Raw genomic sequence first — 26,868 nt, 5'->3', positions numbered from 1 at the left:
ACTTTTTCGATTTCGTTCGTTAAATTTCGAATTCGAACATTTCATGTTCGCCCTATTTCAACAGACGATAAGGACAGCAGGTGACCCAACCGAATCGCTACGATCTGCTCGTCGTCGGCGGCGGCATCAACGGCGCGGGGATCGCGCGCGATGCGGCCGGCCGCGGCCTGTCGGTCATGCTCTGCGAGCAGGACGACCTCGCGTCGCACACGTCGTCGTCCAGCACGAAGCTGATTCACGGCGGCCTGCGTTACCTCGAGTACAACGAGTTCGGGCTGGTGCGCAAGGCGCTGCAGGAACGCGAAACGCTGCTGCGCGCGGCGCCGCACATCATGTGGCCGCTGCGCTTCGTGATGCCGCACATGCCGAACCTGCGCCCGGCCTGGCTGATCCGCATCGGCCTGTTTCTCTACGATCACCTCGCGAAACGCGAGCTGCTGCCCGGCTCGCGCGGCATCGACATGCGCCGCCATGCGGCCGGCGCGCCGCTGATCGACTCGATCAAGCGCGGCTTCGTGTATTCCGACGGCTGGGTCGACGACGCCCGCCTCGTCGTGCTGAACGCGATGGATGCGAAGGAGCGCGGCGCCGAGATCCTGACGCGCACGAAGCTCGTTTCCGCCGAGCGCCGCGGCGACGCATGGGAAGCACGGCTGCAGCAGGCCGACGGTTCGATCCGCGTCGTACACGCGAGCGCGATCGCGAACGCGGCCGGCCCGTGGGTCGGCGAAGTGCTGCACGGCGCGCTCGGCCGCGGCGCGCATCACAGCGTGCGGCTCGTGAAGGGCAGCCACATCATCACGCGCCGCCTGTTCGATCACGATCACGCCTACATCTTCCAGAACCCGGACAAGCGGATCATCTTCGCGATTCCGTACGAGCACGATTTCACGCTGATCGGCACGACCGACGTCGAATACACGAACGATCCCGCGAAGGTCGCGATCGATCGCGACGAGACGCAGTACCTGTGCGATTCGATCAACCGCTACTTCAAGCGCAAGATCTCGCCGGCCGACGTGCACTGGACCTATTCGGGCGTGCGCCCGCTGCTGGAAGACGAGAACGCGGCGAACGCATCGGCCGTCACGCGCGACTATCGCCTCGAGCTCGACGACGGCGCGGGCGCCCCGCTGCTGTCGGTGTTCGGCGGCAAGATCACGACGTTCCGCAAGCTCGCGGAAGAAGCCGGCGACATGCTGTGCCGCGCGCTCGGCCGCGACGCGAAGCCCTGGACGGCCGGCGTCGCGCTGCCGGGCGGCGACATCGCGAACGCGAAGTTCGACGGGTTCGCCGGCGCGTTCGCGAAACGCCATCCGTGGCTGCCCGCCGCACTCGCGCGCCGCTATGCGCGTGCGTACGGCACCCGTGCGGAGCGTGTGATCGACGGCGCGAAGTCGCTTGCCGATCTCGGCGCCGAAATCGCGCCGGGCATCCACGACGCGGAACTGCGCTACCTGCGCGACGCCGAATGGGCGACCTGCGCGCAGGACGTGCTGTGGCGGCGCTCGAAGCTCGGGCTGCACGTCGCGCCCGGCACGCTCGATGCCGTGACCGCCGCGGTCGACGCATGGTTCGCCGCCGCGCATGCGCCGCACGCCTGATTCGAATGCAGTTGCAGTTGCCTGACCGACGTTGATTCACCGACGCGCCGCCCACATGCGGCGCGCATCACAACTAAGCCAATCCACGGATGGAGATGAGAGACATGCAGGACCAGTACATCCTCGCGCTTGACCAGGGCACCACGAGTTCCCGCGCGATGCTGTTCGATCGCCAGGGCAATATCGTATCGATTGCCCAGAAGGAATTCGAACAGATCTACCCGCAACCCGGCTGGGTCGAGCACGACCCGCAGGAAATCTGGTCGACGCAAGCCGGCGTCGCCGCGGAAGCCGTCACGCGCACGGGCCTGAACGGCACGTCGATCGCCGCGATCGGCATCACGAACCAGCGCGAAACGACGATCGTCTGGGATCGCGAGACGGGCCAGCCCGTCTACAACGCGATCGTCTGGCAGGATCGGCGCACGGCCGACTTCTGCGATTCGCTGAAGCAGCAGGGCCTCGAAGCGAAGGTGCGCGCGAAGACCGGCCTGCCGATCGACTCGTACTTCTCCGCGACCAAGATCCGCTGGATCCTCGACAACGTGCCGGGCGCGCGCGACAAGGCCCGCCAGGGCAAGCTCGCGTTCGGCACCGTCGACAGCTGGCTCGTGTGGAACTTCACGAAGCACGAGCTGCACGTGACCGACGTGACCAACGCGTCGCGCACGATGCTGTTCAACATCCACACGCGCGAGTGGGACAACGAGCTGCTCGAACTGCTCGACATCCCGCGCAGCATGCTGCCGGAAGTGAAGGCGTCGTCGGAGATCTACGGCCACACGAAGACCACCGTGTTCGCGTCGAAGATCCCGCTCGCCGGGATCGCCGGCGATCAGCACGCCGCGCTGTTCGGCCAGATGTGCACGACGTCGGGCATGGTGAAGAACACCTACGGCACCGGCTGCTTCCTGATGATGAACACCGGCGACAAGCCGATCGAGTCGAAGAACAACCTCGTCACGACGATCGCGTGGCAGATCGGCGACGACGTGCAGTACGCGCTCGAAGGCAGCATCTTCATCGCGGGCGCGGTCGTGCAGTGGCTGCGCGACGGCGTCGGCCTCATCAAGACGGCCGCGGAAATCGAGGCGCTCGCAGCCAGCGTGCCGCATACCGACGGCGTCTACCTCGTGCCCGCCTTCGCCGGCCTCGGCGCGCCGCACTGGAACGCGCGGGCGCGCGGCTCGGTGTTCGGCGTCACGCGCGGCACGAGCGCCGCGCATCTCGCCCGCGCGGCGCTCGATGCAATCGCGTACCAGTCGCTCGACGTGCTGGCCGCAATGGAAGCCGATTCGGGCATCAGCATCGGCGAGCTGCGGGTGGACGGCGGCGCAAGCGCGAACGACTTGCTGATGCAGTTCCAGGCCGACCTGCTCGGCGTGGATGCGGTGCGTCCGCAGATCACCGAGACGACCGCGCTCGGCGCGGCCTACCTCGCGGGCCTCGCGATCGGCTACTGGAAGAATCTCGACGAAGTGCGCGACCAGTGGCAGCTCGATCGCCGCTTCGCGCCGTCGATGCCGAAGGAGCAGGTCGAGCAGCGCATGGCCGGCTGGCAGCGTGCGGTGCGCGCCGCGAAGGCATGGGCCGACGACACGCAGTAACCGCAACACCCTCGAACGAAATACAACAACACCGGCGGACCGCGCAGCGCGCGAGTCCGCCGCACTCTACGAGAGACAACATGTCACCTTATATTGCGGAATTCATCGGCACGGCGATCCTCGTGCTGCTCGGCAACGGCGCGGTCGCGAACGTGCTGCTTGCGAAGACCAAGGGCAAAGGCGCGGATCTGATCGTGATCGTGATGGGCTGGGCGATGGCGGTATTCGTCGCCGTCTACGTGACCGCGTCGTTCAGCGGCGCGCATCTGAACCCGATCGTCACGATCAGCCTCGCGCTCGCGGGCAAGTTCGCGTGGTCGAAAGTCGGCGGCTACGTGCTCGCGCAGATGCTCGGCGGGATGGCCGGCGCGTTGCTCGTGTGGCTCGCGTATCGCCAGCACTTCGCGAAGGAAGCGGATGCGGACCTGAAGCTCGCGGTGTTCTGCACGGCGCCGGCGATCCGCAGCGTCACGCACAATGTGTTGACCGAAGCGATCTGCACGTTCGTGCTGATCCTCGGCGTGCTGTACCTCGCGTCGCCGCAGGTCGGCCTCGGCGCACTCGACGCGCTGCCTGTCGGCCTGCTGGTGCTCGGCATCGGCATCTCGCTCGGCGGCCCGACCGGCTATGCGATGAGCCCCGCGCGCGACCTGTCGCCGCGCATCATGCATGCGCTGCTGCCGATTCCCGGCAAGCGCGACAGCGACTGGCGCTATGCATGGGTGCCAGTCGTCGGCCCGCTGCTCGGCGGCGCCGCGGCAGCCGGCCTGTATCTGCACCTGCACGCGACGATCTGATCGCGGTTTCGCTCGAGCTTGCGCGCGGCAGCGGTTGCCGCGCGCTGCCGCTCTCCCCGCACCTTCCCCCCGCTTCATTCTCACGTCGTCGTCGACTGTCGCCGCTCGCCGCTCGTCGGTCGTCGTCGGATGCCTGTCGTCGGCCGTCGCTGTCTTCGTCGCCGTCTTCGTCGCTGTCGACTCGGGTGAGGCCGCGCTCGGGCCGGCACCGCAGCGCGTCACCGCCGATCGCTCGCGGCCGATACCAGCGACTTCAGCTTCACCGTCGCATCCGCGACCGCGCCCGGCGTCACGTCGATCCCGCGCTCGACCAGCATGCGCGCGACGCGCATTTCCTTCGCGAATCCCGCTGCACGGCCGAAGCCGCTCGCCGCGACGAGCCGCTCGCTCGCGTCGAAGTGGAAATGAATCTCGGCGTCCTCGCCGAGCACACGCGCGACCGTGTGCTCGCCGAGCGCCGGTTCGCCGGCCACCTGCAGCTGCGCATCGTATTGATCGGACCAGAACCACGGCGTGTCGCGATACGGTTCGTCGGCACCCAGCATGTTGAGTGCGGCGGCGCGTGCCTGCGTTTCGGCGCCGTGCCAGGTTTCCTGACGCACGAGCCGCCCGGACGACCCGCTCGGGAACACCGCGACATCGCCGGCCGCATAAATGCCGGGCGCCGACGTCTCGAGCCGCGCATTCACGACGATCCCGCGATCGACGGCGAGGCCCGCCGCACGCGCCAGCTCGTCCGCGGGTTCGATCCCGATGCCGGCGACCACGGTATCGGCGATCAGCGTATCGCCGTCATCGAGCACGACGGCCAGTGCGCCGTCCGGCCTGCGTGCGATCGCGACGGGCCGGCGGTTCAGGCCGATCGCGACGCCCCGCTGCACATGCAACGCATGCACGCGTGCCGCGATCGGCTCGGGCACCGCGCGGCCGAGCAGCCGCGGCGCCGCATCGAGCACGGTCACGCGGCAGCCGCGCTGCCGCGCCGACGCCGCGACTTCGAGACCGATGAAGCCGCCGCCGATCAGCACGATCCGCGCGTCGGGCACGAGCCGCGCGCCGAGCGCGGCCGCATCGTCGAGCGTGCGCAACGCGACTACGCCGTCGAGCGCCGCGCCCGGCACGCCCAGACGGCGCGCGCGGCCGCCGGTGGCGAGCAGCAGCGCGTCGTAGCGGAGCACGTGCCCGCCCGACATGCGCACTTCGCGTGCGGGCGGATCGATGCGCTCGACGGTCGCGACGATCCGCTCGATACGATCGGCCGCCCATGCGTCGGCATCGCGCAATCGGCATTGCGCCGCGCTGCGCTCGCCGGTCAGCACGCCCTTCGACAACGGCGGCCGCTCGTACGGCAAATGCGGCTCCGCGCCGATCAGCACGATGCGCCCGCGCCAGCCGGACGCGCGCAGCACCTGCGCCGCGCGGCCGCCCGCATGGCCCGCGCCGACGATCGCCATCACCCGGTCGCCGGTCATCGCGTCATACCTCGATCAGGATGCGGCCGTCCTCGACCTTCGCCCGGTAGGTGCGCAGCTTCTCGCACGCGGGCGCCGACAGCGGCCGGCCGTCGCGCACGTCGAAGCGGCCGTTGTGCTTCGGGCATTCGATCACGTGATCGATCACGAGCCCGTCCGCGAGATGCACGTGCTCGTGCGTGCACAGGCCGTCGCTCGCATAAACCTCGCCGTCGATCCGGTAGATCGCGTACGTGCGGCCGGCATGATCGAAGCGCGCGACGTCTTCGTCGTCGATGTCGTCGAGCGCGCCGGTGTCGATCCATTGCGTCATGGTGTGTCTCCTTCGTCGGGATAGTCGATAACTGCTAGGCGCGCGCGGCACCGGGCACCGGCCGCACGACGTAATCGGACGGGTCGCGCGTCTGCCGGACCAGCGCCGGCACGATCTCCGCATACGCCGCCAGCGTGCTGCGGTACGGCGGCGGCATGTCGGCCTTCACGGCTTCGTGCAGCTTCGGCAGTGCATGGAACGGCACCATCGGGAACATGTGGTGCTCGACGTGATAGTTCATGTTCCAGTACAGGAAGCGGAACACCGGATTCATCATCACGGTCCGGCAGTTGCGCCGGTGATCGAGCACGTTCTCCGGCATGCCCGCGTGCTGCGTGAGGCCGAAATACAGATACAGCCATGCGCCGTAGAGGCTCGGCAGCCCGATGTAGAGCAGCGGCAGGATCGTGCGCCAGTACAGCGCGGCGCCCGCCACGAGCACGTAGATCGCGAGATGCATGCGCGACTCGCGCACGACCTTCGGCCATTCCGATTCGGGCACGTAGGTGCGCTCCTCGTCGTCGAGCCGGCCGGTGACCGACACCGCGATCATCTTGCGCAGCTCGCCGGCCACGTGCTTCAGCGCGACGACGTTCAGCGCGAGCGCAAGCCAGTCGGTCGGCTTCGGCGCGGCGATTTCCGGATCGCGCCCGACGACCAGCGTGTCGGTGTGATGGCGCGCATGGCTCCAGCGCCATGCGGTCGCGCGGCGGAACACCTGGAACGACGCGACCTGGTACAGCACGTCGTTCATCCAGCGCGTGCGGAACGCGGTGCCGTGCCCGCATTCGTGCCAGCGCGAATCGGCGGGGCTGCAGTAAAGCGTGCCGTACACGAAGAACGCCGGGATCGCCCACGCCGAATGCGCACGCCACGCCAGCCACGCGAGCGCGCCGCTGATCGCGATCGCCGCGTACCAGATCAGCGTGTCGCGAATCGCACGCGCATCGCCGCGCTGCATCAACTGCTTCATCAACGGCCGCGGCACCGCGCACCGGTACCACGCGGCGTTGACGAGCCCGGCCGCGTGCGCGCGCTCGCCGGCGCCGCCGATCATTCTGTATTCCTGACGGCGCGCTGCCGTGCGCACGCGTGCCGGGTCGTCGGTATGGGCCACTTCTGTCTCCTCGGGTTTCTGTGCGCGGCAAGCGCTTCGCAACAAGACCGAAATTAGGCGACCGGCCGCCCCGCCTCAATCGAAACGTTGACGAAATTTCGCCATCGCTTTAGCGTTCCCGACAACGCCACGCGATCGATGGCGACCCTCACGATGGAGACGACCATGGCAGGTGAATCCGGGCCGCGCTGGCGCAAGCGCACCGCGCGCTTCGACGAGATCGCGGCGCTCGCCGGCGTCAGCACGACGACCGTCGACCGCGTGCTGAACGAACGCGGCAGCGTCTCCGCGCAGGCGCGCGAACGCGTGGTCGCAGCCGCTCGGCAGCTCGGCGTGCCGCGGCAGCTGCCCGACACGCGGCACGGGCTGATCCACGTCGACGTGCTGTTGCCGGATACCGACGCGCCGTTCTTCCGGCGGTTGCAGCAGGCGCTGCAGCGCTCGCTGCAGATGCTCGACCGGCGCGTGGTCGTGCACCGGACGATCCTGCCCGCCGCCGACGACGAGCGCGCCGCCGCGCTGATCGAGCGGCCCGCGTACCGGCGCGCGGCGCTGATCGTCACCGCACACGACAAGGCCCGCATGCGCGACGCGCTCGCCGGCGCGATCGCGCGCGGCGAGACCGTCGTCACGATGGTCACCGACATCGGCGGCATCGACCGCGTGCACTTTGCCGGCATCGACAACTACCGCGCCGGACGCACGGCCGGCTACTACATCGGCCGCCTCGCGGCGCGCCCCGGCCGCGTGCTGCTGCTCGGCGGCCGGATGGGCTACCGCGCGCACGCCGACCGGATGGCCGGCTGCCGCGACCAGCTCGCCGCCGCGTTCGCCGCCTTGCGCTGCGACGACGCGCCGGTCGAGACGCTCGACCAGGACGACCGTTGCTACCGCGCGGTGTCGAAGGCCCTGCAGGCGCACGACGACGTGGTCGCGATCTACAACAGCGGCGCCGGGTCGGCCGGGATCGAAGCGGCGCTGCGCAAGGCCGGTGCGATCGGGCGCGTCGTGTGGATCGGCCACGAGATGATCGACCTGCACCGCACCTTCATCGAAGCCGGCGCGATGGATCTCGCGATCGATCAGGATCCCGACGGGCAGGCGATTTCCGCGCTGCAGCACGTGCTGCATGCATGCGGCATCGTCGAACAGCCGCCGCCGGACGACCCGGTCGAATTCCGCGTGTTCTGTCCGGCGAACGTGAGAACGAGCGCGTACCTGCAGGCGTGAATCGCGCCGCACGGCGTGCCGCAGCCTCGCGGCGAAAAAATCGATCGTCGCATTGGCGATTTTTCGTCAACGTTTGTCATGCGGCCCGCGCCGCGCATCCGTACAGTGGTCAGCCATCGATAGACGACGGACAGGAGACGATGGCTGAACCGATCCTCATCGGCGTGAACCTCGACGGCGTGCTCGAGCACGACGGGCTGCCGCCGCCCGCGCCCGCCGAGCGCTTCCGGATGGTCGCCGCCGCCGGCGTGTTCGATTACGTCGAAAAGAACCCGGTGCGCGGCGAGGACCTGTCGCCGTATTTCGCGCTGGTCGACCGCCACGCGCTGCCGATTCGCGTGATCGGCGGCATCTGGCGCGCGGGCTCCGACGAAGCGCATGTCGCCGAGATCGTCGCGGCGGGCGCCCGCTTCGGCAGCACCGTGCTCAACTGCCAGTTGTTCGCGCACCACGCGGACGGCCATCCGCTGTCGGATCGCGAAGTCGCCGATTTCTACCTGCGCGCCTACGCATGGGGCGAGCCGGTCGGCTGCCTGCCGAGCCTCGAAGTGCATGTCGACATGTGGAGCGAGCATTTCGCGCGCGTGGCGCGCGTCGCACGGCACGTCGAGCAAGCCGGCGCACCGTTTCGGATCACGCTCGATCATTCGCACCTGCTGTTCAAGATCGGCAATCGCGCCGAACTCGACGCGGCGGGCCTGCGCGGGTCGGCCGACGGCGGCCGCGCGATGCTCGACCCGGCATCGCCCGCCCCGATCTACGCCGACTGGATCGCGCGCGGCTGGGTCCAGCATGCGCATGCGCGCAGCGTGACGCCGAACAACCCCGACAATCGCTGGATGCGCCGCGCGAACGGCAGGCCCGGCCGCGGCATCCAGTATCCGTTCGTCGCACCCGTGCCGGGCGCCTATCACGGCGAATGGCATGCAGCGTCGCTCGATCCGTGGAAAACCGCGCTGCGCCAGTTGCTGCACGCGCAAGCGCAGGCGCCCGCTGGCGCGCGGCCGGCACGACTCGAACAGATCAGTTGCGAGTTCATTCCGTTTCCCGACTACGGCGGCGGCGCCCGCTATTCGATCTTCGACAACAACGTCGCATGCGCGCAATGGCTGCGCGACGCCTGGCAAGCGCTTGCCGCACACGCCGACACCCGATCCGGACCCCGCCCCACTCAAGCCCCAAGGACAGAACGATGACACAAGACTTCCACTTTTCGCTGAACCGGATGAGCGCGCCGCGCTTGCCGTTCGACCGCTACGTCGCGCTGTGCCGGCGCCTCGGCGTCGACGCGATCGAGATCCGCAACGATCTCGATGGCGTCGAGCTCGCCGACGGCACGCCGGCGGCCGCCGTACGCGCGACGGCCGAAGCCGGCGGCGTGACGATCCTGACGATCAACGCGCTGCAGCGCTTCGAGCAATGGAACGCCGAGCGCGCGGACGAGGCGACCGCGCTGGCCGACTACGCCGCGCAATGCGGCGCGCGTGCGCTGGTGCTGTGCCCGACCAACAGCCGCGGCGACACGCGCGGCGCGGACGCGCGCCATGCGGATCTCGTGACGGCGCTGCAGGCGTTGAAGCCGATCCTCGCGGCCCGCGGCCTGCTCGGCTTCATCGAGCCGCTCGGTTTCGAGGAATGCGCGCTGCGCCGCAAGTCGGACGCGGTGAAGGGCATCTACGCGGCGGCGGGCGAACCGGTGTTCCGGCTCGTGCACGACACGTTCCATCATCACCTCGCCGGCGAAGACATTTTCTTCCCGAACCTGACGGGCCTCGTGCACCTCTCGGGCGTCGAGGAAATCGACCTGCCGGTCGACCGCATGCGCGACGGCCACCGCGTGCTGGTCGGCGGCGCCGACCGGCTCGGCAACATCCGGCAACTGCGCGCGCTGCTCGCGCGAGGCTACCGCGGCGCGTTGTCGTTCGAGCCGTTCGCGAGCGAGATCGCCGAAGCCGGCGACATCGAGGACCGGCTGCGGGCGAGCATCGACTACGTGCGCGACGCGCTGACGGATCGCTGAGCGGACGGTCGTGACGGTGCGTGGCCCACGCCGGGCGCGCATCGTGAAAAAACATCATCCCAAGGAGCACGAAATGATCGAATTCGCTTTGTTCGGCGCGGGCAGAATCGGCAAGATCCACGCGGCGAATCTCGCGCGCCATCCGGGCGCGACACTGAAGTACGTGATCGACCGGCACACGCCGTCGGCGGAAGCCCTCGCCCGCACGCATGGCGCGCAAGCCGCCGATATCGAGCGCGCGCTCGGCGATGCGTCGGTGCGGGCCGTCGTGATCGCGTCGAGCACCGACACGCACGCGGACCTGATCGTCGCGGCCGCGAACGCGGGCAAGGCGGTGTTCTGCGAGAAGCCGGTCGACCTCGCCGTCGAACGCGCGCGTGCGTGCGCGGACGTCGTGCAGCGCACCGGTGTGACCTGCATGATCGGCTTCCAGCGCCGCTTCGACCCGACCTTCGCGGCGCTGAAGGCGCGCGTCGAGCGTGGCGAAATCGGCGCGCCGGAAATGCTGGTCGTCACGAGCCGCGATCCGGGCGCGCCGCCGGCCGACTACATCCGCAGCTCGGGCGGCATTTTCAAGGACATGCTGATCCACGACTTCGACGTGTTCCGCTGGATCCTCGGCGACGAAGCGCAGACGCTGCACGCGACGGGCAGTTGCCTGACCGATCCGGCCGTGCGCGACGCCGGCGACATCGATTCGACCGCCGTGACGATCCGCACGCGGCGCGGCTTGCTGTGCCAGATCAACACGTCGCGGCGCGCGGCCTACGGCTACGACCAGCGCTTCGAGCTGCTCGGCAGCCACGGGATGCTCCAGGCCGGCAACGTGCGGCCGACCGAGGTGAGCGCATGGCTCGCGGGCGGCATCGCGACGGACGTGCCGGAGCCGTTCTTTCTCGAACGCTACCGGCACGCATACGCGGCCGAGATCGCGCATTTCGTCGACGCGCTGCGCGACGGCACGCCGGTCCGGACGACGATCGACGACGGGCTCGCCGCGCTCGAACTGGCCGAAGCCGCGACGACGTCGTGGAAAACGGGGCACGCGATCGAGCTGTGACACAGCATACGACGGCGGCGATCCGGGCAAGCGGGCCGCCGTCGCGCGATCGGCGGCACGGCATGCCGCACCGGCACGGCCGCATCGGGCGAATTTGCCGCCACGTCGCGCGGCCTGCGCGCGAAAGCACGTATGATGGCGAATCGATCGGCGTCGCCGATATCCCGCATTTTCATCACCATGCTCGATCACCTCATCTGCGACTGCGACGGCGTGCTCGTCGACAGCGAAGTCATCGCCGACCGCGTGCTGCTCGACACGCTGTCCGCCACGTTCCCGAACCTCGATTTCGAAGCCGCCGCGAAGTCGGCATTCGGCCAGCAGACGTCGCGCTTCCTCGCCGGCATCGAATCCCGCTTCGGGGTCGAGATGCCCGCCAACTTCATCGAGACCATCGAGCACAACATCGAAGTCGCGCTCGCGCAATCGCTCGCGCCGATCGGCGGCGTGCGCGACGCGCTGCTGAAGGTCACGCTGCCGGCCGCCGTCGTGTCGAACAGCCGGCTCGTGCGCGTGCGCAACTCGCTGAAGCGCGCATCGCTCACCGAGATCTTCGGCGAGCGCGTGTTCAGCTCCGAACAGGTCGCGCGGCCGAAGCCCTACCCCGACGTCTACCTGCATGCGGCGCACACGCTCGGCGTCGCGCCGGCGCGCTGCGTCGTCGTCGAGGACAGCATCTCGGGGTTGAATGCCGCGCGGGCGGCCGGGATGAAGACGATCGCGTTCGTCGGCGCGAGCCACATCCCCGACAACTACGCGGACGCGCTGCGCGCGATGGGCATCACGCGGATCATGCGCAGGATGGACGAACTGCCGGCGCTCGTCGAAGCCGGCATGCGCGGCGAATTCGGCGACGTGCAGTCCTGATCGTCATTCGGGCCGGATCCGGTCGATCCGGCCGCGCCACGGGCGCGCGAACGCGCCCGCCTTGCCTTCGCTCAGGCCGGCTCGCAGCAGCGTTCGCGCGCCGCCGCCAGCGCCTCGCGGAACTCGACGAGTTCCGCGATCGTCAGCATCGGCAGCCCGTGCCGTTGCGCGAAGCGCTCGACGTCGTCGCCGCGCGTCATCGTGCCGTCCGGATTCATCAGCTCGCACAGCACGCCGGCCGGCTTCAGGCCCGCGAGGATCGACAGGTCGACGGTGCCTTCGGTGTGGCCGCGTCTCGCCAGCACACCGCCCGGTTGCGCACGCAACGGAAACACGTGGCCGGGGCGCACGATGTCGTACGGCTTCGCATCGTCGGCGATCGCCGCGCGGATCGTCGTCACGCGATCGGCCGCCGACACGCCGGTATGCACGCCTTCGCGCGCCTCGATCGACACGGTGAACGCGGTGCCGTTGCGGCTTTCGTTGGTCTGCACCATTGGCGGCAGTTCGAGCGCGCGCACCGTGTCGTCGGTCAGACACAGGCACACGATGCCGCTGCACTCGCGAATCAGCAGCGCCATCGTCTCGGGCGTGATGCGCTCGGCGGCGACGATCAGGTCGGCTTCGTTCTCGCGATCGTGGTCGTCCTGCAGCACGACCGCGCGGCCGGCGCGCATCGCGTCGAGCGCAGCGGCGATGCGCGGCGGCACCGGTTCGGAATCCAGCAGCGGGAGATCGGCAAAGGCGTCGGCAGGCGCCGACGAAACGGACATCAAGGACATGTGAAACGCTCCTCGCAAATACGATTTGGGCGAAAAACGTTTCAGGGCATTGCAAACAGACAGAACGACAACCCGCTTCGCATGCAGCGCGAAGCGGCCCTGACGGACATGACTATCTGCACATCTTCTCTCATCCGGACTGTGACCGTCGGCTCTGGCATTCGACCAGATCTGCTGACCCCGCGCGGATGCGCGGGCGCTCGCGGGCTCGCCGGCTTACGCCGGCCTACCGCCGGTGGGGAATTTCGCCCCGCCCTGAAGACGCACTGATTGCCGGACGGGAACGCCCCGTCATCGGCGGGCCAAGCATACAACAGCCGCGCGCGACGCGCAGCGAACTACCGGTAAAACCTTACTGACGACTCCGTCTAACGGCGTCGTCCGAACGGCCGGCGGACCGACCCGCGACGCCGCGACGGCCGGGAAACGCAGTCGCGCCGCGCGGCGCGCACGATCAGTTGGCGGCGGCGTGCGCCGCGTCGGGCACGAGCCAGCGCGGCGGCACCTCGGGGCTCACCGTCACGCGGAACGCACGCGCTTCGCTGTCGCCCGGGTTGCGCAGGCTGTACGGCTGGTCGGCATCGAACACGATCGCATCGCCGGTCGCGAGCAACTGGCGGCGGTCGTGCACGCTGACTTCGAGCGTGCCTTCGCTGACGACGAGGTTGACCGTCGTGCCGGGTGCGCGGCGCGTGCCGGGCTCCGTATGCAGCGGCGCGATCCGCAGCTCGTGGAATTCGGCCGCGGCCGGCTCGCCTTCCGGGTACAGCGCACGTGCCGAGAAGCGGCCGTTCGAGCTGACGACGCGCGACGCGCGCTCGGCCGCCAGATGCTCGAAACCGTTCACCGCATGGCGCCGCAGGAACGCGGCGACCGATACCTTCAGCGCCGCCGCGATCTTGCAGAGGACCTTGATCGACGGCACGCTGCGCGCCGATTCGATCTGCGCGAGCATCGCGCGCGACACGCCGGACAGCCGCGCGAGCGCATCGAGCGACAGTTGCCGCTCGGCGCGCAAGCGCGCCAGGTTCACGCCGACGACCTGCTCGAGCGCGTCGAGCGACGCGGACGCGCGCAGGTCGGCGGCATTGCCGGACTCGAAGGAAGACACGTCGCGCACGAGCGCCAGGGATGAAGACATAGCATGGCCTCCGGGCCGCCGCGCGGCCCTGCGTAGGGGGTAAGCCGGAATCGGGTTGCGCCGGTCATGGCGCGTATCGAGACGCTATCACCCGCCCTTGCACGGGCAAACGAAGTTATCTTCACACCGTTATCAGCATTGCGGAGGAATGCGTTTCTCGCGAACCTTTTCCTGCCGCCATGGCGTCGCCGCGCAAGGCGCCGCTCACTGCGCCGCCTGCGCCGCGCCGCGCGCCGGGCCGCGCGCATCGAGCCGCATCGCGAGCCACGTGACGACGAGCGCCGCGAACGTCACCGCGACCGCGACCCAGGGCAGCGCATCGAGCGCGAAGCCGTGTTCGAGCGCGAGGCCGCCGAGCCACGCACCGCCCGCATTGCCGACGTTGAACGCGCCGATGTTCAGCGTCGACGCGAGATGCGGTGCGCTCGCGGCCTTCTCGACCACGCGCGCCTGCAGCGGCGGCACCGTCGCGAACGCGGCGATCCCCCAGACGAATACGGTGACGGCAGCCGCGACCGGCAGGTGGCTCGTCTTCGCGAACGCGGCCATCACGGCCATCAGCGCGACGAGGATCGCGATCAGCGACGGCATCAGCGCGCGGTCGGCGAGCTTGCCGCCGATCGTATTGCCGATCGTCAGCCCCGCGCCGAACAGCACGAGGATCAGCGCGACCGCGCGCGGCGAATAGCCCGATACGGTCTCGAGAATCGGCGCGATGTAGGTGAACACGACGAACACGCCGCCGAAGCCGAGCACGGTCATCAGCAGCGCGAGCCATACCTGCGGCTCCTTCAGCACGCGCACTTCGTGGCCGAGGCCGACCGGCCCGCTGTCGTGGCGGTTCGGCACGAGCGCGGCCACGCCGCCAAAGGCGAGCACGCCGAGCGCCGCGACGATCCAGAACGACGCGCGCCAGCCGAGCAACTGGCCGACGAACGTGCCGAACGGCACGCCGAGCACGTTCGACAGCGTGAGCCCGGTGAACATCAGCGCGATCGCGCTCGCGCGCTTGTCGGCCGGCACGAGCGACGCGGCGACCACCGCGCCGATGCCGAAGAACGAGCCGTGCGCGAACGACGTGACGACGCGCGCGACCATCAGCATCGCGTAACCGGACGCGATCGCGCACAGCACGTTGCCGACGACGAAGATCGCCATCAGCAACTGCAGCGCGGCCTTGCGCGGCATGCGGCTCGTCAGCACCGCGAGCAGCGGCGCGCCGACCGCGACGCCGAGCGCGTAGCCGGTGACGAGCAGGCCGGCCGACGGCAGCGACACGGCCAGGTCGTGCGCGACTTCGGGCAGGAGGCCCATGATGATGAATTCGGTGGTGCCGATGGCGAAGGCGCTGATCGCGAGCGCCAGTAACGGAAGGGGCATGACGTTCTCCGGAAGGCGGCGGCCGCGGCGCCGGTTCGGTGCCGCACCGCACAAGAAAGCGGGATGTGCGCGCATTGTCCCGAAGACGCCTATATTTGATAATTGGCGTGGCATTTGAACCATTTTCAAATATCTCTGGAAAATCGCATGGACCGACTGGGCGACATCCGGCTGTTCGTCGAGGCGGCGGAACTGGGCAGCCTGTCCGCCGCTGGACGCAAGCTGAACCTCACGCCGGCCGCCGCGAGCGCGCGGCTCGCGAAGCTCGAGGCGAAGATCGCGACGCGGCTGTTCGAACGCTCGACGCGGCAATTGCGGCTCACCGACGAAGGCAAGCTGTACCTGAACTGCTGCCGCCAGGCGCTGCAGGCGCTCGACGACGCGGATGCGATGCTGCAGGAAGGCCGCAACGTCGTGAGCGGCAAGGTGCGGCTGTCGTCGACGTCCGATTTCGGCCGCCACCAGTTGCTCGACTGGCTTCACGAATTCACGACGCTGCATCCGGGCGTCACGTTTTCGCTCACGGCGTCCGATTCGTCGTCGAACCTGTGGCAGGACGAGATCGATCTGGCGATCCGCTTCGCCGCCCCGCCCGACGGTGCGCTGATCGCCCGCCGGCTCGCGACCAACCGGCGCGTGCTGTGCGCGGCGCCGTCGTTCGTCGAACGCCATGGCGTGCCGGCCGATCCGCATGATCTGGCCCGCTTTCCGTGCAACGTGATCACGATCGCGTCCGGCCCGATGAACACCTGGCACTTCACGCGCGGCGACGAAGTGCAGATCCACACGGTGCCCGTGTCGACTGCGTTCGAGACCAACGACGGCGGCCTCACGCGCGAATGGACGCTGCGCGGCCACGGCATCGCGCTGAAGTCGCTGTGGGACATCGCCGACGACGTCCGTGCGGGCCGGCTGCGCGTGCTGCTGCCCGACTGGCGGCACCAGGATGCGCCGCTGCACGCGATCTATCACAGCAAGCGCTACATGGCGCCGCGCGTGCGCGTGCTGCTCGATTTTCTCGCCGAACGCTTCGCGCGCGAGGAAGCGGCGCTCGACGACTTGCTGAACGCGTGCCGCTGACGGCCGGCCCGCCTTCATCGAGGGGTCGGAACCCACGATCCTGCGTCGCGCGTCTGCGACCGGCCGCCCGTCCGTCGTGGCGCGAAAAGCTATAATGGAAGGCTTTCCCGACGGCCTTTCCTGCCTGCTGCGCGCGATTCGCGTGCCGCGCACGGCCGTCCCGACTCACCCTTGACGACGCCCCCAGGTCAACCACTGCGAACGGCGAATCCCCATGACCAAGAAAGTTTACGTAAAGACCTTCGGCTGCCAGATGAACGAGTACGACTCGGACAAGATGGTGGACGTGCTCAACGCGGCCGAAGGCCTCGAAAAGACCGACACGCCGGAAGACGCGGACATCATCCTGTTCAACACGTGTTCGGTGCGCGAGAAGGCGCAGGAGAAGGTGTTCTCCGATCTCGGCCGCGTGCGCGAGCTGAAGGAAGCGAAGCCGGGCCTCCTGATCGGCGTCGGCGGCTGCGTCGCGAGCCAGGAAGGCGCGTCGATCGTGTCGCGCGCGCCGTACGTCGACCTCGTGTTCGGCCCGCAAACCCTGCACCGCCTGCCGCAGATGATCGACGCGCGCCGCGCGAGCGGCCGCGCGCAGGTCGACATCACGTTCCCCGAAATCGAGAAGTTCGACCACCTGCCGCCCGCGCGCGTCGAGGGGCCGAGCGCGTTCGTGTCGATCATGGAAGGCTGCTCGAAGTACTGCAGCTACTGCGTGGTGCCGTACACGCGCGGCGATGAAGTGTCGCGCCCGCTCGACGACGTGCTGACCGAAATCGCCGGCCTCGCCGATCAGGGCGTGCGCGAAGTCACGCTGCTCGGCCAGAACGTGAACGCTTATCGTGGAAAATTCGGCGGCGCGCTGACGGCCGGCTCGACCGACATCGCCGATTTCGCGACGCTGATCGAATACGTCGCCGACATCCCCGGCATCGAGCGGATCCGCTACACGACGTCGCACCCGAAGGAATTCACGCAGCGCCTGATCGACACCTACGCGAAGGTGCCGAAGCTCGTGAGCCACCTGCATCTGCCGGTCCAGCACGGCTCCGACCGCATCCTGATGGCGATGAAGCGCGGCTACACGGTGCTCGAATACAAGTCGGTGATCCGCAAGCTGCGCGCGATCCGCCCCGATCTGTCGCTGTCGACCGACATGATCGTCGGCTTCCCCGGCGAGACCGAGGAGGATTTCGACAAGATGATGGCGCTCGTGCACGAGATGAGCTACGACACCAGCTTCTCGTTCATCTACAGCCCGCGCCCGGGCACGCCGGCCGCGAACCTCGCCGACGACACGCCGCGCGAAGTGAAGCTCAAACGCCTGCAACATCTGCAGGCGACGATCGAGGAGAACGTCGCGCGCATCAGCCAGTCGATGGTCGGGAAGGTCGAGCGGATCCTCGTCGAGGGCCCGTCGCGCAAGGACCCGAACGAACTCGCGGGCCGCACCGAGAACAACCGGGTCGTGAATTTCCCGGCGCCGCTCGCGTCACACCCGCGCCTGATCGGCCAGATGATCGACGTGAGGATCAACCATGCGTACCCGCACTCGCTGCGCGGCGAGCTCGTGCTCGTCAGCGACGACGCGAGCGCGGCCACCCACTGACCGACCGACGCCCGACAGGAGCCCGACGCTACTTTGAAGACCGTCCAAGCACTGGAATTCACCGCCCCGCGCGACGACAACGCGCGCCTCGCCAACCTCTGCGGCCCGCTCGACGAAAACCTGCGGCAGATCGAACAGGCGCTCGACGTCACGCTCGCGCGGCGCGGCCACCGGATCACGATCCGCGGGCGCGGCGCCAAGCTCGCCCTCGCCGCGCTCGAAAACTTCTACAACCGCGCGCGCGATCCGCTGTCGGTCGACGACATCCAGCTCGCGCTGGTCGAGGTGCGCCACACGGCCGGCAACGGCCGCCAGGAACCGCTCGACGTGCGCTTTCGCGGCGACCCCGACCATCCGTTCGACGAACCCGTCGTGCAGCTCGACGCGGACGAGCCGGACGAAGAACCGGCGCCGAAGCTCTACACGCGGCGCGCCGACCTGCGCGGCCGCACGCCCGCGCAGCGCGAATACCTGAAGCAGATCCTGTCGCACGACGTGACGTTCGGCATCGGGCCGGCCGGCACCGGCAAGACCTACCTCGCGGTCGCGTGCGCGGTCGACGCGCTCGAGCGCGACCAGGTCAAGCGGATCGTGCTGACGCGCCCGGCCGTCGAGGCCGGCGAGCGGCTCGGCTTCCTGCCGGGCGACCTCGCGCAGAAGGTCGACCCGTACCTGCGGCCGCTGTACGACGCGCTGTACGACCTGCTCGGCTTCGACAAGACGGCCAAGATGTTCGAGCGCCAGATGATCGAGATCGCACCGCTCGCGTACATGCGCGGCCGCACGCTGAACCACGCGTTCATCATCCTCGACGAGGCGCAGAACACGACGCCCGAGCAGATGAAGATGTTCCTCACGCGGATCGGCTTCGGCTCGAAGGCGGTCGTGACCGGCGACACGAGCCAGGTCGACCTGCCGCGCGGCCACAAGAGCGGCCTCGTCGAGGCGCAGCAGGTGCTCGGCGGCGTGCGCGGCATCGCGCTCACGCGCTTCACGAGCGCGGACGTGGTGCGCCATCCGCTCGTCGCGCGCATCGTCGAGGCGTACGACGAATTCCACGCGCAGCACCAGGACGGCTGAGCGGCGGCGCGCTGCCCCGGCCGGCCCGGCCCGCCACACGGCGCGCCGGGCTTTTTTTCGCCCGGGCGAATTCGGGCGCGATCGGCCGTTTGGTGTATCCTCAACGCGTCCCAATCGCCGCACGCGTCATGAAATCCTCCCGTTCCCGCAAATCCGGCCGCGCCGCGTCCGACTCCCCCCGCCTTTCGCTGTTCGACGCAAAGGGCAAGGCCCGGACCGTCAACGCACAAGGGCTGCGAATCGACTTCCCGGACGGCCGCAGCCTGATGTTCGACCTGTCGGGCAGCTCGGGCGACGCGGCTGTCGCGATCGTCGCGCAGCACAACGATCCGGCGATGCGCGCGAAGCTCGCGCTGCAGCCCGAGCACTACGACAGCGTGACGCTGCACGTCGGCGCCGAATTCGCCCCGCGCGAGGACGACCCGGAAGACGAGCCGCGCGCGCTGGAATTCGACCTGTCCGTGCAGTACGGCGACGAGATCACGAGCGAGCTGCGCAAGACGCTGCCCAAGCGCAAGCTGATCGCCGAATGGATCGAGCCGGCGCTGTTCGCGAGCGCGCAGTTCACCGTGCGCTTCGTCGGCGAAAACGAAGGCCGTACGCTGAACGCCGGCTACCGCCACAAGGACTATCCGACCAACGTGCTGACCTTCGCGTACGACCCGGCGCCCGACGGCACCGTGATCGGCGACCTCGTGCTGTGCTGCCCGGTGGTCGAGAAGGAAGCGCACGACCAGGGCAAGCCGCTCATGGCCCATTACGCGCACCTGCTGGTGCACGGCGCGCTGCACGCGCAGGGCTACGACCACGAGACGAGCGACGAGGACGCGGCCGAAATGGAAGCGCTCGAAGTCGACATCCTCGCGAAACTGGGTTTTCCGAACCCGTACCAGTAAGCCATCCGTCCGATGCGTCACGCCGCGATGCTGCCGCCCGCCTACCCGCCGTCGATCGGCGAAGGCCGTCTGCTGACGGAAGACGAACTCGCCGCGTCCCTCGCGCATACGATGCGCGACTGGGACGGCCGGCAGGATCTCTGGCTGTTCGGCTATGGCTCGCTGATCTGGAACCCCGGGCTGCCGACCGTCGCTGCCGTGCGCGGCAAGGTGCACGGCTATCACCGCGGGCTCTACCTGTGGTCGCGCGTGAACCGCGGCACCCCCGAACGGCCGGGCCTCGTGCTCGCGCTCGATCGCGGCGGCTCGTGCACGGGCATCGCCTTCCGGCTCGCCGGGCCGACCGCGCAGCCGCACCTCGAGACATTGTGGAAGCGCGAGATGCCGATGGGCTCGTACCGGCCCGCGTGGCTGCCGTGCTCACTCGAAACCGGCGAACGCGTGACCGCGCTCGCGTTCGTGATGCGCCGCGACGCACCGACCTATACGGGCAAGCTGACCGACCCCGTCGTGAAGGAAGTGTTCGGCTGCGCGGCCGGCCGCTACGGCACGACGCTCGACTACGTGAGCCGCACGGTCGACGCGCTGCGCGCGAGCGGCATCCCCGACCGCGCGCTGGAAGGGTTGCTCGCACGATGCCGATGATCCGACACGACACCCGGCCTGCCGCCATGCATGCGGCACTGCGCCGCCCACCCTTCCCGAGGACACTGCCGATGAAACCGTCACGCCGGTCACGTTGCAGGATCGCCGCGCTGCTCGTCGCCGCGAGCGTCGCGCTGTCCGGCTGCGGGATACTCGGTTGCGGCGGCGCCGCGACCAACGGCGCGGCAGCCGGCGGCTGCTCGGCCGGCATGCGGTTCTGAACCGCGCGCCGGCGGCGCCCGCCTGCGGCGGAATGCCGCCGTCACGGCCGTTTCCCGCGTCGGGCCGCGTCGCCCTTCCCGCCGCCGATTTTTGGCCGCCGCGCCCCGCCGGCTCTTTCTGCGATAGGATGAGCCCGAGGACGCCGCCGCGCCCGGCGCGGCCGTCCGCGAGCGGGGCAGCGCGAGCCGCCCGCCCTGGCCGTGCGGCCGGGTGACACGGCCGCGTCGTGCCCTTGGTGTATCCTTGCCTACTCCGTGACCGCGCGCCCCGGCATGACCCGGGCGCACCACCATGAACGATTCGTATCCCAGTCGTAAGCCAACCGACAAACCGCAAGAAAAGCGCTCGCTGCTCGAGCGCCTGACCGACTTCATCTCGCCCGAGCCCGAATCCCGCGGCGAGTTGCTGGAAATCCTCCAGGACGCTCACGAACGCAACCTGATCGACGCCGATTCGCTGTCGATGATCGAAGGCGTGTTCCAGGTATCCGATCTGTGCGCGCGCGACATCATGGTGCCGCGCGCGCAAATGGACGCGATCAACATCGCCGACAAGCCCGAGGATTTCATCCCGTTCGTCCTCGAAAAGGCGCACTCGCGCTATCCCGTGTACGAGGAGAACCGCGACAACGTGATCGGGGTGCTGCTCGCGAAGGATCTGCTGCGCTTCTACGCCGAGGAAGAGTTCGACGTGCGCGGGATGCTGCGCCCGGCCGTGTTCATTCCGGAATCGAAGCGCCTGAACGTGCTGCTGCACGACTTCCGCGTGAACCGCAACCACCTGGCGATCGTCGTCGACGAATACGGCGGCGTCGCTGGCCTGATCACGATCGAGGACGTGCTCGAACAGATCGTCGGCGACATCGAGGACGAATACGACTTCGACGAGGAAGCCGGCAACATCATCTCGGGGCCGGACGGCCGCTACCGCGTGCGCGCGCTCACCGAGATCGAGCAGTTCAACGAGGTGTTCGGCACCGATTTCCCTGACGACGAAGTCGACACGATCGGCGGGCTGATCACCCATCATTTCGGACGCGTGCCGCACCGCGGCGAGAAGCTGCAGCTCGGCAACCTCGTGTTCGAAATCCAGCGCGGCGATGCGCGCCAGGTTCATGTGCTGCTGGTGCGCCGCAACCCGCTCGCCAGCCGTCGCGCCGAAACCTCGCACGAAGACTGACCGCCCCGCGCCGGCCGCGCTTCCTTCAACCGCTCGCCCTCTTCCGCTTCACATGGACGATCCGATCCCGTCCCGCCCGGCTGGCGGCCTTCTCGCGCCGGCGCCCGGCCGCGCGCTGCCGCGCTGGCACTATCCGGCCGCGCTGCTCGCCGGCGCGGCCAATACGCTCGCCTTCGCACCCACGCCGCATGGCGGCTGGCTGCAGCTCGTCGTATTCGTCTGGTTTTTCGCGCAGCTGACGCGCACGTCGAGCTGGCGCGGCGCCGCGCTCACCGGCGGCGCGTTCGGCTTCGGCAACTTCATCAGCGGCGTCTGGTGGCTCTACATCAGCATGCACGTGTACGGCGAGATGGCCGCGCCGCTCGCGGGCGGCGCGCTCGTGCTGTTCTCGCTGTATCTGTCGCTGTACCCGGCGTTCGCGGCCGGGCTGTGGTCGTTCTGCGCGGGCCATGCGTGGCATCGCCGCGAGCCCGACCCGCGGCCGTTCTCGCCGACCTGGCACGGCGCATTCGCGTTCGCGAGCGCGTGGGCGCTCGGCGAATGGCTGCGCGGCACCGTGTTCACCGGCTTTCCCTGGCTCGGCAGCGGCTACCCGCAGGTCGACGGCCCGTTCGCGGGCTTTGCGCCGGTGGTCGGCGTGTACGGGATCGCGTGGGTGCTCGCGCTGTTCGCCGCACTGGTCGTGCAGGCGCTCGCCGCCGCGCGCCCGTCGCCGCTGCGGGTCGGCGGCGCCGGCGCATCGAGCGGCAACGCGCGCGTACGCATCGCCGCGCCGGCCGGCATCGCCGCCGCGCTCGTCGCGGCCGGCCTCGCGCTGTCGCAGGTCACGTGGACCGTGCCCGCGAACGCGCCGCTCACCGTGCGGCTGCTGCAGGGCAACGTGAAGCAGGACATCAAGTTCGAGCAGGAAGGCATCGACGCGGCGATCAAGATGTACCAGCAGATGATCGTCGAGAAGCCGGCCGACCTGATCGTCACGCCCGAGACCGCGATCGCGGTGATGATCCAGGAACTGCCCGAACCGTTCGCCGTCGCGATCCGCAAGTTCAGCGACACGACCGGTTCGGCCGTGCTGTTCGGCGCGGTCGGCGCGTCGGTGACCGAGGACGGCCGGTACGTCGATTACACGAACAGCCTGTACGGCGTGACGCCGAACTCGCGCGACATCTATCACTACGACAAGCATCACCTCGTGCCCTTCGGCGAATTCATTCCGTGGGGCTTCCGGTGGTTCGTCAACCTGATGAAGATGCCGCTCGGCGACTTCGCGCGCGGCGCGCCCGTGCAGAAGCCGTTCCTCGTGCACAACCAGCCGGTGATGGCCGACATCTGCTACGAGGATTTGTTCGGCGAGGAAATCGCCGCGACGATCCGCGACAATCCGCAGCCGCCCGGCGTGCTCGTCAACGTGACGAATCTCGCGTGGTTCGGCGACACGATCGCGCTCGACCAGCATCTGCAGATCGCGCGGATGCGCTCGCTCGAAACGGGCCGGCCGATGCTGCGCTCGACCAACACGGGGATGACGGCCGCGATCGACGCGCACGGCCGCGTGCTCGGCCAGTTGAAGCCGTTCACGATCGGCTCGCTCGACGTGCGGATCGAAGGCACCAGCGGCTTCACGCCGTACGTGACGAGCGGCAACAACATCGTGCTCGCGGTGTCGTTCGTGCTGCTCGCGTTCGGCTTCACGTTCGGGCCGGGCTTGCGCCGGCGCAACGGCCGACGCCACGGCGACGACGAAGCGCAATGACGCAACGGGCCGCCGTCGAGCGCGGCGGCCCGTGACCGCGGGCGGGCCGGCGGTTCAGGCCTGCCGGGCCGATTGGGCCGATCGGTTCGATCGATCCGATGGTTCCCACTGCGCAGCGACGTGCCGCAGGTCGCGGCTCACTTCCTCCATCACCGGCGCCCACGCGCCGAACGTCGGCTGCCGGTACAACGTCGCGGTCGGATACCACGGGCTGTCCCGGCGATCGAGCAGCCATGGCCAGTGCGGATTCACGTCGAGCAGCACCCAGGTACGCGCGCCGAGCGCGCCGGCCAGGTGCGCGACCGACGTGCACACGGTGATCACGAGATCCAGCGCGCCGATGAACGCCGCCGTATCGTCGAAGCTCTTCAATTCGGCCGTATAGTCTTCGATCGCGAAACCCGCCGCGCGCGCGGCGGCGACATCCGCGTCCGCGCCCGGCTGCAGCGAATAGAACGCGACGCCGTCGATGCCGCGAAACGCGTCGGCATAGCGCTCGAGCCCGACGCGCCGGAACGGATTGCGCTGATGGCCCGCGCTGCCCGTCCACACGAGCCCCACCTTCGGCCGGCCGTCGCCCGCGAGCCGCGCGCGCCATGCGTCGCATGCGCCCGGCTCGGCCCGCAGGTACGGCACCGACGCGGCGAGCGTCGATGCCTCCATGCCGAGCATCAGCGGCAGGCCGATCAGCGGTACTTCGTAATCGAATGCCGGCAGCGCGTCGACGCCGCCGCCCGCGCCGAATGTGTCCGCGTGCGCGCCGAGGCTGCGCTGCATCAGCGTGCCGAGCGCCGGAAACGTATTCCACGCGAGCCGGCCGCCCTCGCGATGCACGCGTTCGGCGAGCGGCGCGACGAAGCGGCAGAACTGCAGCACGTCGCCGAGCCCCTGCTCGCCCCACACCAGCAGCGTCTTGCCGGCGAGCGGCTCGCCCTGCCAGCGCGGGCCCGGCAGCGCCGGCCGGCGGCCGCGCAACTCGCCCGCGCCGTCCCAGCGTGCCTCGTGGCCGCGCCAGCCGGCTGCGTGGTTGCCGCGCACGAGCTGGATGATCGCGAGATTGAAGCGGAACGACGCATCGTCGGGCGCCAGTTCGCACGCCCGCGCCGCATGGCGCTCGGCATCGTCCCAGCGCTGCGCCTCCTTCATCGCCATCGCGACGTTGTTCATCGCGAGCGCGTTGTCGGGCGCGAGCTCGGCGAGCCGCTCGGCGCACGCGAGCGCACCGTCCAGATCGTGCGTCGCGATCCGCGCGACGACGAGATTGATCCACGCCTGCACGTCGTGCGGATCGTGCTTCACGGCCGCGTCGAGCAGCGCGATCTCTTCCGCGCGGTCGCCGCCCGACAAGCGCAGCGCGATCGCGAGGTTGTTGCGCAGCGACGGCCAGCCGGCATCGAGCGCCAGCGCCGCGCGGTACGGCGCGACCGCATCCGCGTGACGGCCGGCCATCTGCAGCGCGTAGCCGTGATTGAAGTACGCGTCAACACCCGGCTGCGCACGCGCCGCGCATTCGGCGAGCGCAACCGCATCGCCCGTGCGCTGCCGCGCGACGAGCGTGGCCGTGAGCTGCGCGATCGCCGCCGCATCGACCGCGTGCAGATGGGCGGCGGCGGCGAGCCAAAGATCGTGCGCGGAGCGCTCGCCGCGCGCCTGAGCGTCGGCGGCGTGCCCGAGCAGGGCGAGGAACGGCGGAAGCAGCGGAATCAGAATGTCGGTCGGTTCGTCCATGCAATCGGCATCGGCAAGCGGTGACGCGGCGCGCAGCGCGCACCGCAATACGCGCATCATAACGCCCGCGCGAAGCGCCGCGGCATGGGCGCCGGCGCCCGTGTGCGCGGGCCGCCGGACCGGTGCGGCAACGCCCGCATCCGCCTTCCGGCCGCATCCGGTCGCCGATCCGGTAAAATTACGCGTTTCAGCACACTAACAAGCCGCGCCGCCGCGCGAGCCGACCCTCCGGGCCCGCCCGGAGCGCCGTCCGCAACGGAGCGCCAGCGCCACGAAGGCTCTTCATGCTTACGTTTCAGCAAATCATCCTGACGCTGCAGTCCTACTGGGACAAGCAGGGTTGCGCCCTGCTCCAGCCCATCGACATGGAAGTCGGCGCGGGCACGTCGCACGTCCACACGTTCCTGCGCGCGGTCGGCCCCGAGCCGTGGCGCGCCGCGTACGTGCAGCCGTCGCGCCGCCCGAAGGACGGCCGCTACGGCGAAAACCCGAACCGCCTGCAGCACTACTACCAGTACCAGGTCGTGCTCAAGCCGGCGCCCGAAAACATCCTCGACCTGTACCTCGGCTCGCTCGAAGCGCTCGGCTTCGACCTGAAGCAGAACGACGTGCGCTTCGTCGAGGACGACTGGGAGAACCCGACGCTCGGCGCGTGGGGGCTCGGCTGGGAAGTGTGGCTGAACGGGATGGAAGTCACGCAGTTCACGTATTTCCAGGAAGTCGGCGGCCTCGAATGCAAGCCGGTGCTGGGCGAGATCACGTACGGCCTCGAGCGCCTCGCGATGTACCTGCAGAAGGTCGAGAACGTGTACGACCTCGTGTGGACCGAGTGGGAGGAGCAAGGCCCGAACGGCCCCGAGCTGCGCCGCCTGTCGTACGGCGACGTGTACCACCAGAACGAGGTCGAGCAGTCGACCTACAACTTCGAGCACGCGAACGTCGACCTGCTGTTCACGTTCTTCAACAGCTACGAAGCCGAAGCGAAGAAGATGATCGACGCGCAGCTCGCGCTGCCCGCGTACGAGCTCGTACTGAAGGCCGGCCACACGTTCAACCTGCTCGACGCGCGCGGCGCGATCTCGGTCACCGAGCGGGCGGCGTACATCGGCCGCATCCGCGCGCTGTCGCGTCTCGTCGCGCAGGCTTACTACGACTCGCGCGAGAAGCTCGGCTTCCCGATGCTCGGCAACCCGCCGGGCGTGCCGGGCCTCACCACCGACGCCCAGGACGCCGCGCAGCCGGCATGGGCGCCGCCGCTCAAGGTCGAACGCAAGATCGATCAGGACTGACGAGAC

Annotated in this window: 24 protein-coding genes and 1 riboswitch; of the genes, 17 read left to right on the top strand and 7 right to left on the bottom strand. The window is 69.1% G+C overall.

What is annotated here, in order from left to right; translation table 11 throughout:
• Positions 1-80: 80 nt before the first annotated feature.
• From glpD to WT24_RS00270, 3 genes are all read left to right on the top strand, one after another.
• Positions 81-1,604 carry a glycerol-3-phosphate dehydrogenase gene (glpD, locus tag WT24_RS00280; RefSeq protein WP_059504515.1) on the top strand — a complete coding sequence of 508 codons (1,524 nt, stop codon included), beginning with the start codon at positions 81-83 and terminating at the stop codon, positions 1,602-1,604.
• A 104-nt stretch (positions 1,605-1,708) separates the two neighbouring features.
• Positions 1,709-3,211: a glycerol kinase GlpK gene (gene glpK / locus WT24_RS00275; RefSeq protein WP_059794021.1), complete on the top strand. Its 1,503-nt coding sequence runs from the start codon at positions 1,709-1,711 to the stop codon at positions 3,209-3,211.
• Positions 3,212-3,291: 80 nt separating this feature from the next.
• On the top strand, positions 3,292-4,008 hold the full coding sequence (locus WT24_RS00270) for an MIP/aquaporin family protein (RefSeq protein ID WP_027785355.1): 717 nt from the start codon (positions 3,292-3,294) through the stop codon (positions 4,006-4,008).
• A 218-nt stretch (positions 4,009-4,226) separates the two neighbouring features.
• On the opposite strand, the gene WT24_RS00265 is transcribed toward WT24_RS00270, so the two are convergent.
• From WT24_RS00265 to WT24_RS00255, 3 genes are read right to left on the bottom strand one after another with little or no spacing between them, the layout of a single operon-like run.
• Entirely contained in the window at positions 4,227-5,480 is a 1,254-nt protein-coding gene (locus WT24_RS00265) for an NAD(P)/FAD-dependent oxidoreductase (protein ID WP_060030376.1), read from the bottom strand.
• A 4-nt stretch (positions 5,481-5,484) separates the two neighbouring features.
• Complete coding sequence (locus WT24_RS00260) at positions 5,485-5,793, bottom strand: non-heme iron oxygenase ferredoxin subunit (protein WP_059504510.1); 309 nt, start codon at positions 5,791-5,793, stop codon at positions 5,485-5,487.
• A gap of 34 nt (positions 5,794-5,827) precedes the next feature.
• Positions 5,828-6,910, bottom strand: coding sequence for a fatty acid desaturase family protein (locus tag WT24_RS00255; protein WP_060030374.1), 1,083 nt, complete (start codon positions 6,908-6,910; stop codon positions 5,828-5,830).
• A gap of 165 nt (positions 6,911-7,075) precedes the next feature.
• On the opposite strand from WT24_RS00255, the gene WT24_RS00250 reads away from it, so the two are divergent.
• The 5 genes from WT24_RS00250 to WT24_RS00230 all read left to right on the top strand — a co-directional run bounded on the left by WT24_RS00250 (position 7,076) and on the right by WT24_RS00230 (position 12,087).
• A complete protein-coding gene (locus WT24_RS00250) occupies positions 7,076-8,140 on the top strand; it encodes a LacI family DNA-binding transcriptional regulator (RefSeq protein WP_060030401.1) in 1,065 nt (354 codons plus the stop codon).
• A 140-nt stretch (positions 8,141-8,280) separates the two neighbouring features.
• Positions 8,281-9,336, top strand: a complete 1,056-nt coding sequence (locus WT24_RS00245; RefSeq protein ID WP_060030371.1) for a hypothetical protein — start codon at positions 8,281-8,283, stop codon at positions 9,334-9,336.
• Positions 9,333-10,160, top strand: a complete 828-nt coding sequence (locus tag WT24_RS00240; protein WP_060030369.1) for a TIM barrel protein — start codon at positions 9,333-9,335, stop codon at positions 10,158-10,160. The genes WT24_RS00245 and WT24_RS00240 overlap by 4 nt, the downstream gene beginning before the upstream one ends.
• Before the next feature lie 73 nt (positions 10,161-10,233).
• Entirely contained in the window at positions 10,234-11,220 is a 987-nt protein-coding gene (gene iolG, locus WT24_RS00235) for an inositol 2-dehydrogenase (protein WP_060030367.1), read from the top strand.
• A 180-nt stretch (positions 11,221-11,400) separates the two neighbouring features.
• Positions 11,401-12,087 (top strand): HAD-IA family hydrolase, encoded by a 687-nt coding sequence (locus WT24_RS00230; protein WP_059504500.1) that lies wholly within the window; start codon positions 11,401-11,403, stop codon positions 12,085-12,087.
• A 71-nt stretch (positions 12,088-12,158) separates the two neighbouring features.
• Here WT24_RS00230 and ribB read toward each other — a convergent pair whose 3' ends face one another.
• The 3 genes from ribB to WT24_RS00215 all read right to left on the bottom strand — a co-directional run bounded on the left by ribB (position 12,159) and on the right by WT24_RS00215 (position 15,390).
• Entirely contained in the window at positions 12,159-12,869 is a 711-nt protein-coding gene (gene ribB / locus WT24_RS00225; RefSeq protein ID WP_034208331.1) for a 3,4-dihydroxy-2-butanone-4-phosphate synthase, read from the bottom strand.
• Between the two features lie 118 nt (positions 12,870-12,987).
• A riboswitch (FMN riboswitch) is annotated at positions 12,988-13,136 on the bottom strand.
• A 187-nt stretch (positions 13,137-13,323) separates the two neighbouring features.
• On the bottom strand, positions 13,324-14,010 hold the full coding sequence (locus tag WT24_RS00220) for a helix-turn-helix domain-containing protein (protein ID WP_034208332.1): 687 nt from the start codon (positions 14,008-14,010) through the stop codon (positions 13,324-13,326).
• Positions 14,011-14,214: 204 nt separating this feature from the next.
• A complete protein-coding gene (locus WT24_RS00215; RefSeq protein WP_059794093.1) occupies positions 14,215-15,390 on the bottom strand; it encodes an MFS transporter in 1,176 nt (391 codons plus the stop codon).
• Positions 15,391-15,537: 147 nt separating this feature from the next.
• On the opposite strand from WT24_RS00215, the gene WT24_RS00210 reads away from it, so the two are divergent.
• The 8 genes from WT24_RS00210 (at position 15,538) to lnt (ending at position 23,845) form a co-directional block, all read left to right on the top strand.
• Complete coding sequence (locus tag WT24_RS00210; protein WP_059504496.1) at positions 15,538-16,470, top strand: LysR family transcriptional regulator; 933 nt, start codon at positions 15,538-15,540, stop codon at positions 16,468-16,470.
• Positions 16,471-16,684: 214 nt separating this feature from the next.
• Positions 16,685-18,070 carry a tRNA (N6-isopentenyl adenosine(37)-C2)-methylthiotransferase MiaB gene (gene miaB, locus WT24_RS00205; protein WP_059504494.1) on the top strand — a complete coding sequence of 462 codons (1,386 nt, stop codon included), beginning with the start codon at positions 16,685-16,687 and terminating at the stop codon, positions 18,068-18,070.
• A gap of 33 nt (positions 18,071-18,103) precedes the next feature.
• Positions 18,104-19,150: a PhoH family protein gene (locus WT24_RS00200; RefSeq protein ID WP_059504492.1), complete on the top strand. Its 1,047-nt coding sequence runs from the start codon at positions 18,104-18,106 to the stop codon at positions 19,148-19,150.
• A gap of 128 nt (positions 19,151-19,278) precedes the next feature.
• The gene (gene ybeY, locus WT24_RS00195; protein WP_059504491.1) at positions 19,279-20,046 is read left to right on the top strand and encodes an rRNA maturation RNase YbeY; all 768 of its coding nucleotides are present in this window, start codon (positions 19,279-19,281) and stop codon (positions 20,044-20,046) included.
• Positions 20,047-20,058: 12 nt separating this feature from the next.
• Entirely contained in the window at positions 20,059-20,691 is a 633-nt protein-coding gene (locus WT24_RS00190; RefSeq protein ID WP_059794009.1) for a gamma-glutamylcyclotransferase, read from the top strand.
• Positions 20,692-20,762: 71 nt separating this feature from the next.
• On the top strand, positions 20,763-20,912 hold the full coding sequence (locus WT24_RS34780) for a hypothetical protein (protein ID WP_164728356.1): 150 nt from the start codon (positions 20,763-20,765) through the stop codon (positions 20,910-20,912).
• A gap of 292 nt (positions 20,913-21,204) precedes the next feature.
• The gene (locus tag WT24_RS00185; protein WP_059504489.1) at positions 21,205-22,092 is read left to right on the top strand and encodes an HlyC/CorC family transporter; all 888 of its coding nucleotides are present in this window, start codon (positions 21,205-21,207) and stop codon (positions 22,090-22,092) included.
• Between the two features lie 52 nt (positions 22,093-22,144).
• The gene (gene lnt / locus WT24_RS00180) at positions 22,145-23,845 is read left to right on the top strand and encodes an apolipoprotein N-acyltransferase (RefSeq protein WP_059794008.1); all 1,701 of its coding nucleotides are present in this window, start codon (positions 22,145-22,147) and stop codon (positions 23,843-23,845) included.
• A 54-nt stretch (positions 23,846-23,899) separates the two neighbouring features.
• Here the strand turns inward: lnt and WT24_RS00175 are convergent, their stop codons facing one another.
• Positions 23,900-25,573 carry a tetratricopeptide repeat protein gene (locus WT24_RS00175; protein WP_060030399.1) on the bottom strand — a complete coding sequence of 558 codons (1,674 nt, stop codon included), beginning with the start codon at positions 25,571-25,573 and terminating at the stop codon, positions 23,900-23,902.
• Positions 25,574-25,857: 284 nt separating this feature from the next.
• On the opposite strand from WT24_RS00175, the gene glyQ reads away from it, so the two are divergent.
• Positions 25,858-26,862: a glycine--tRNA ligase subunit alpha gene (gene glyQ, locus WT24_RS00170; RefSeq protein WP_006477868.1), complete on the top strand. Its 1,005-nt coding sequence runs from the start codon at positions 25,858-25,860 to the stop codon at positions 26,860-26,862.
• Positions 26,863-26,868 lie beyond the last annotated feature (6 nt).

The organism is Burkholderia sp. MSMB1078WGS, assembly GCF_001528895.1.
Lineage (GTDB): Bacteria > Pseudomonadota > Gammaproteobacteria > Burkholderiales > Burkholderiaceae > Burkholderia.
The sequence above is the reverse complement of the archived record's forward strand: the minus strand, read 5'-3'. Positions and strand labels throughout refer to the sequence as shown.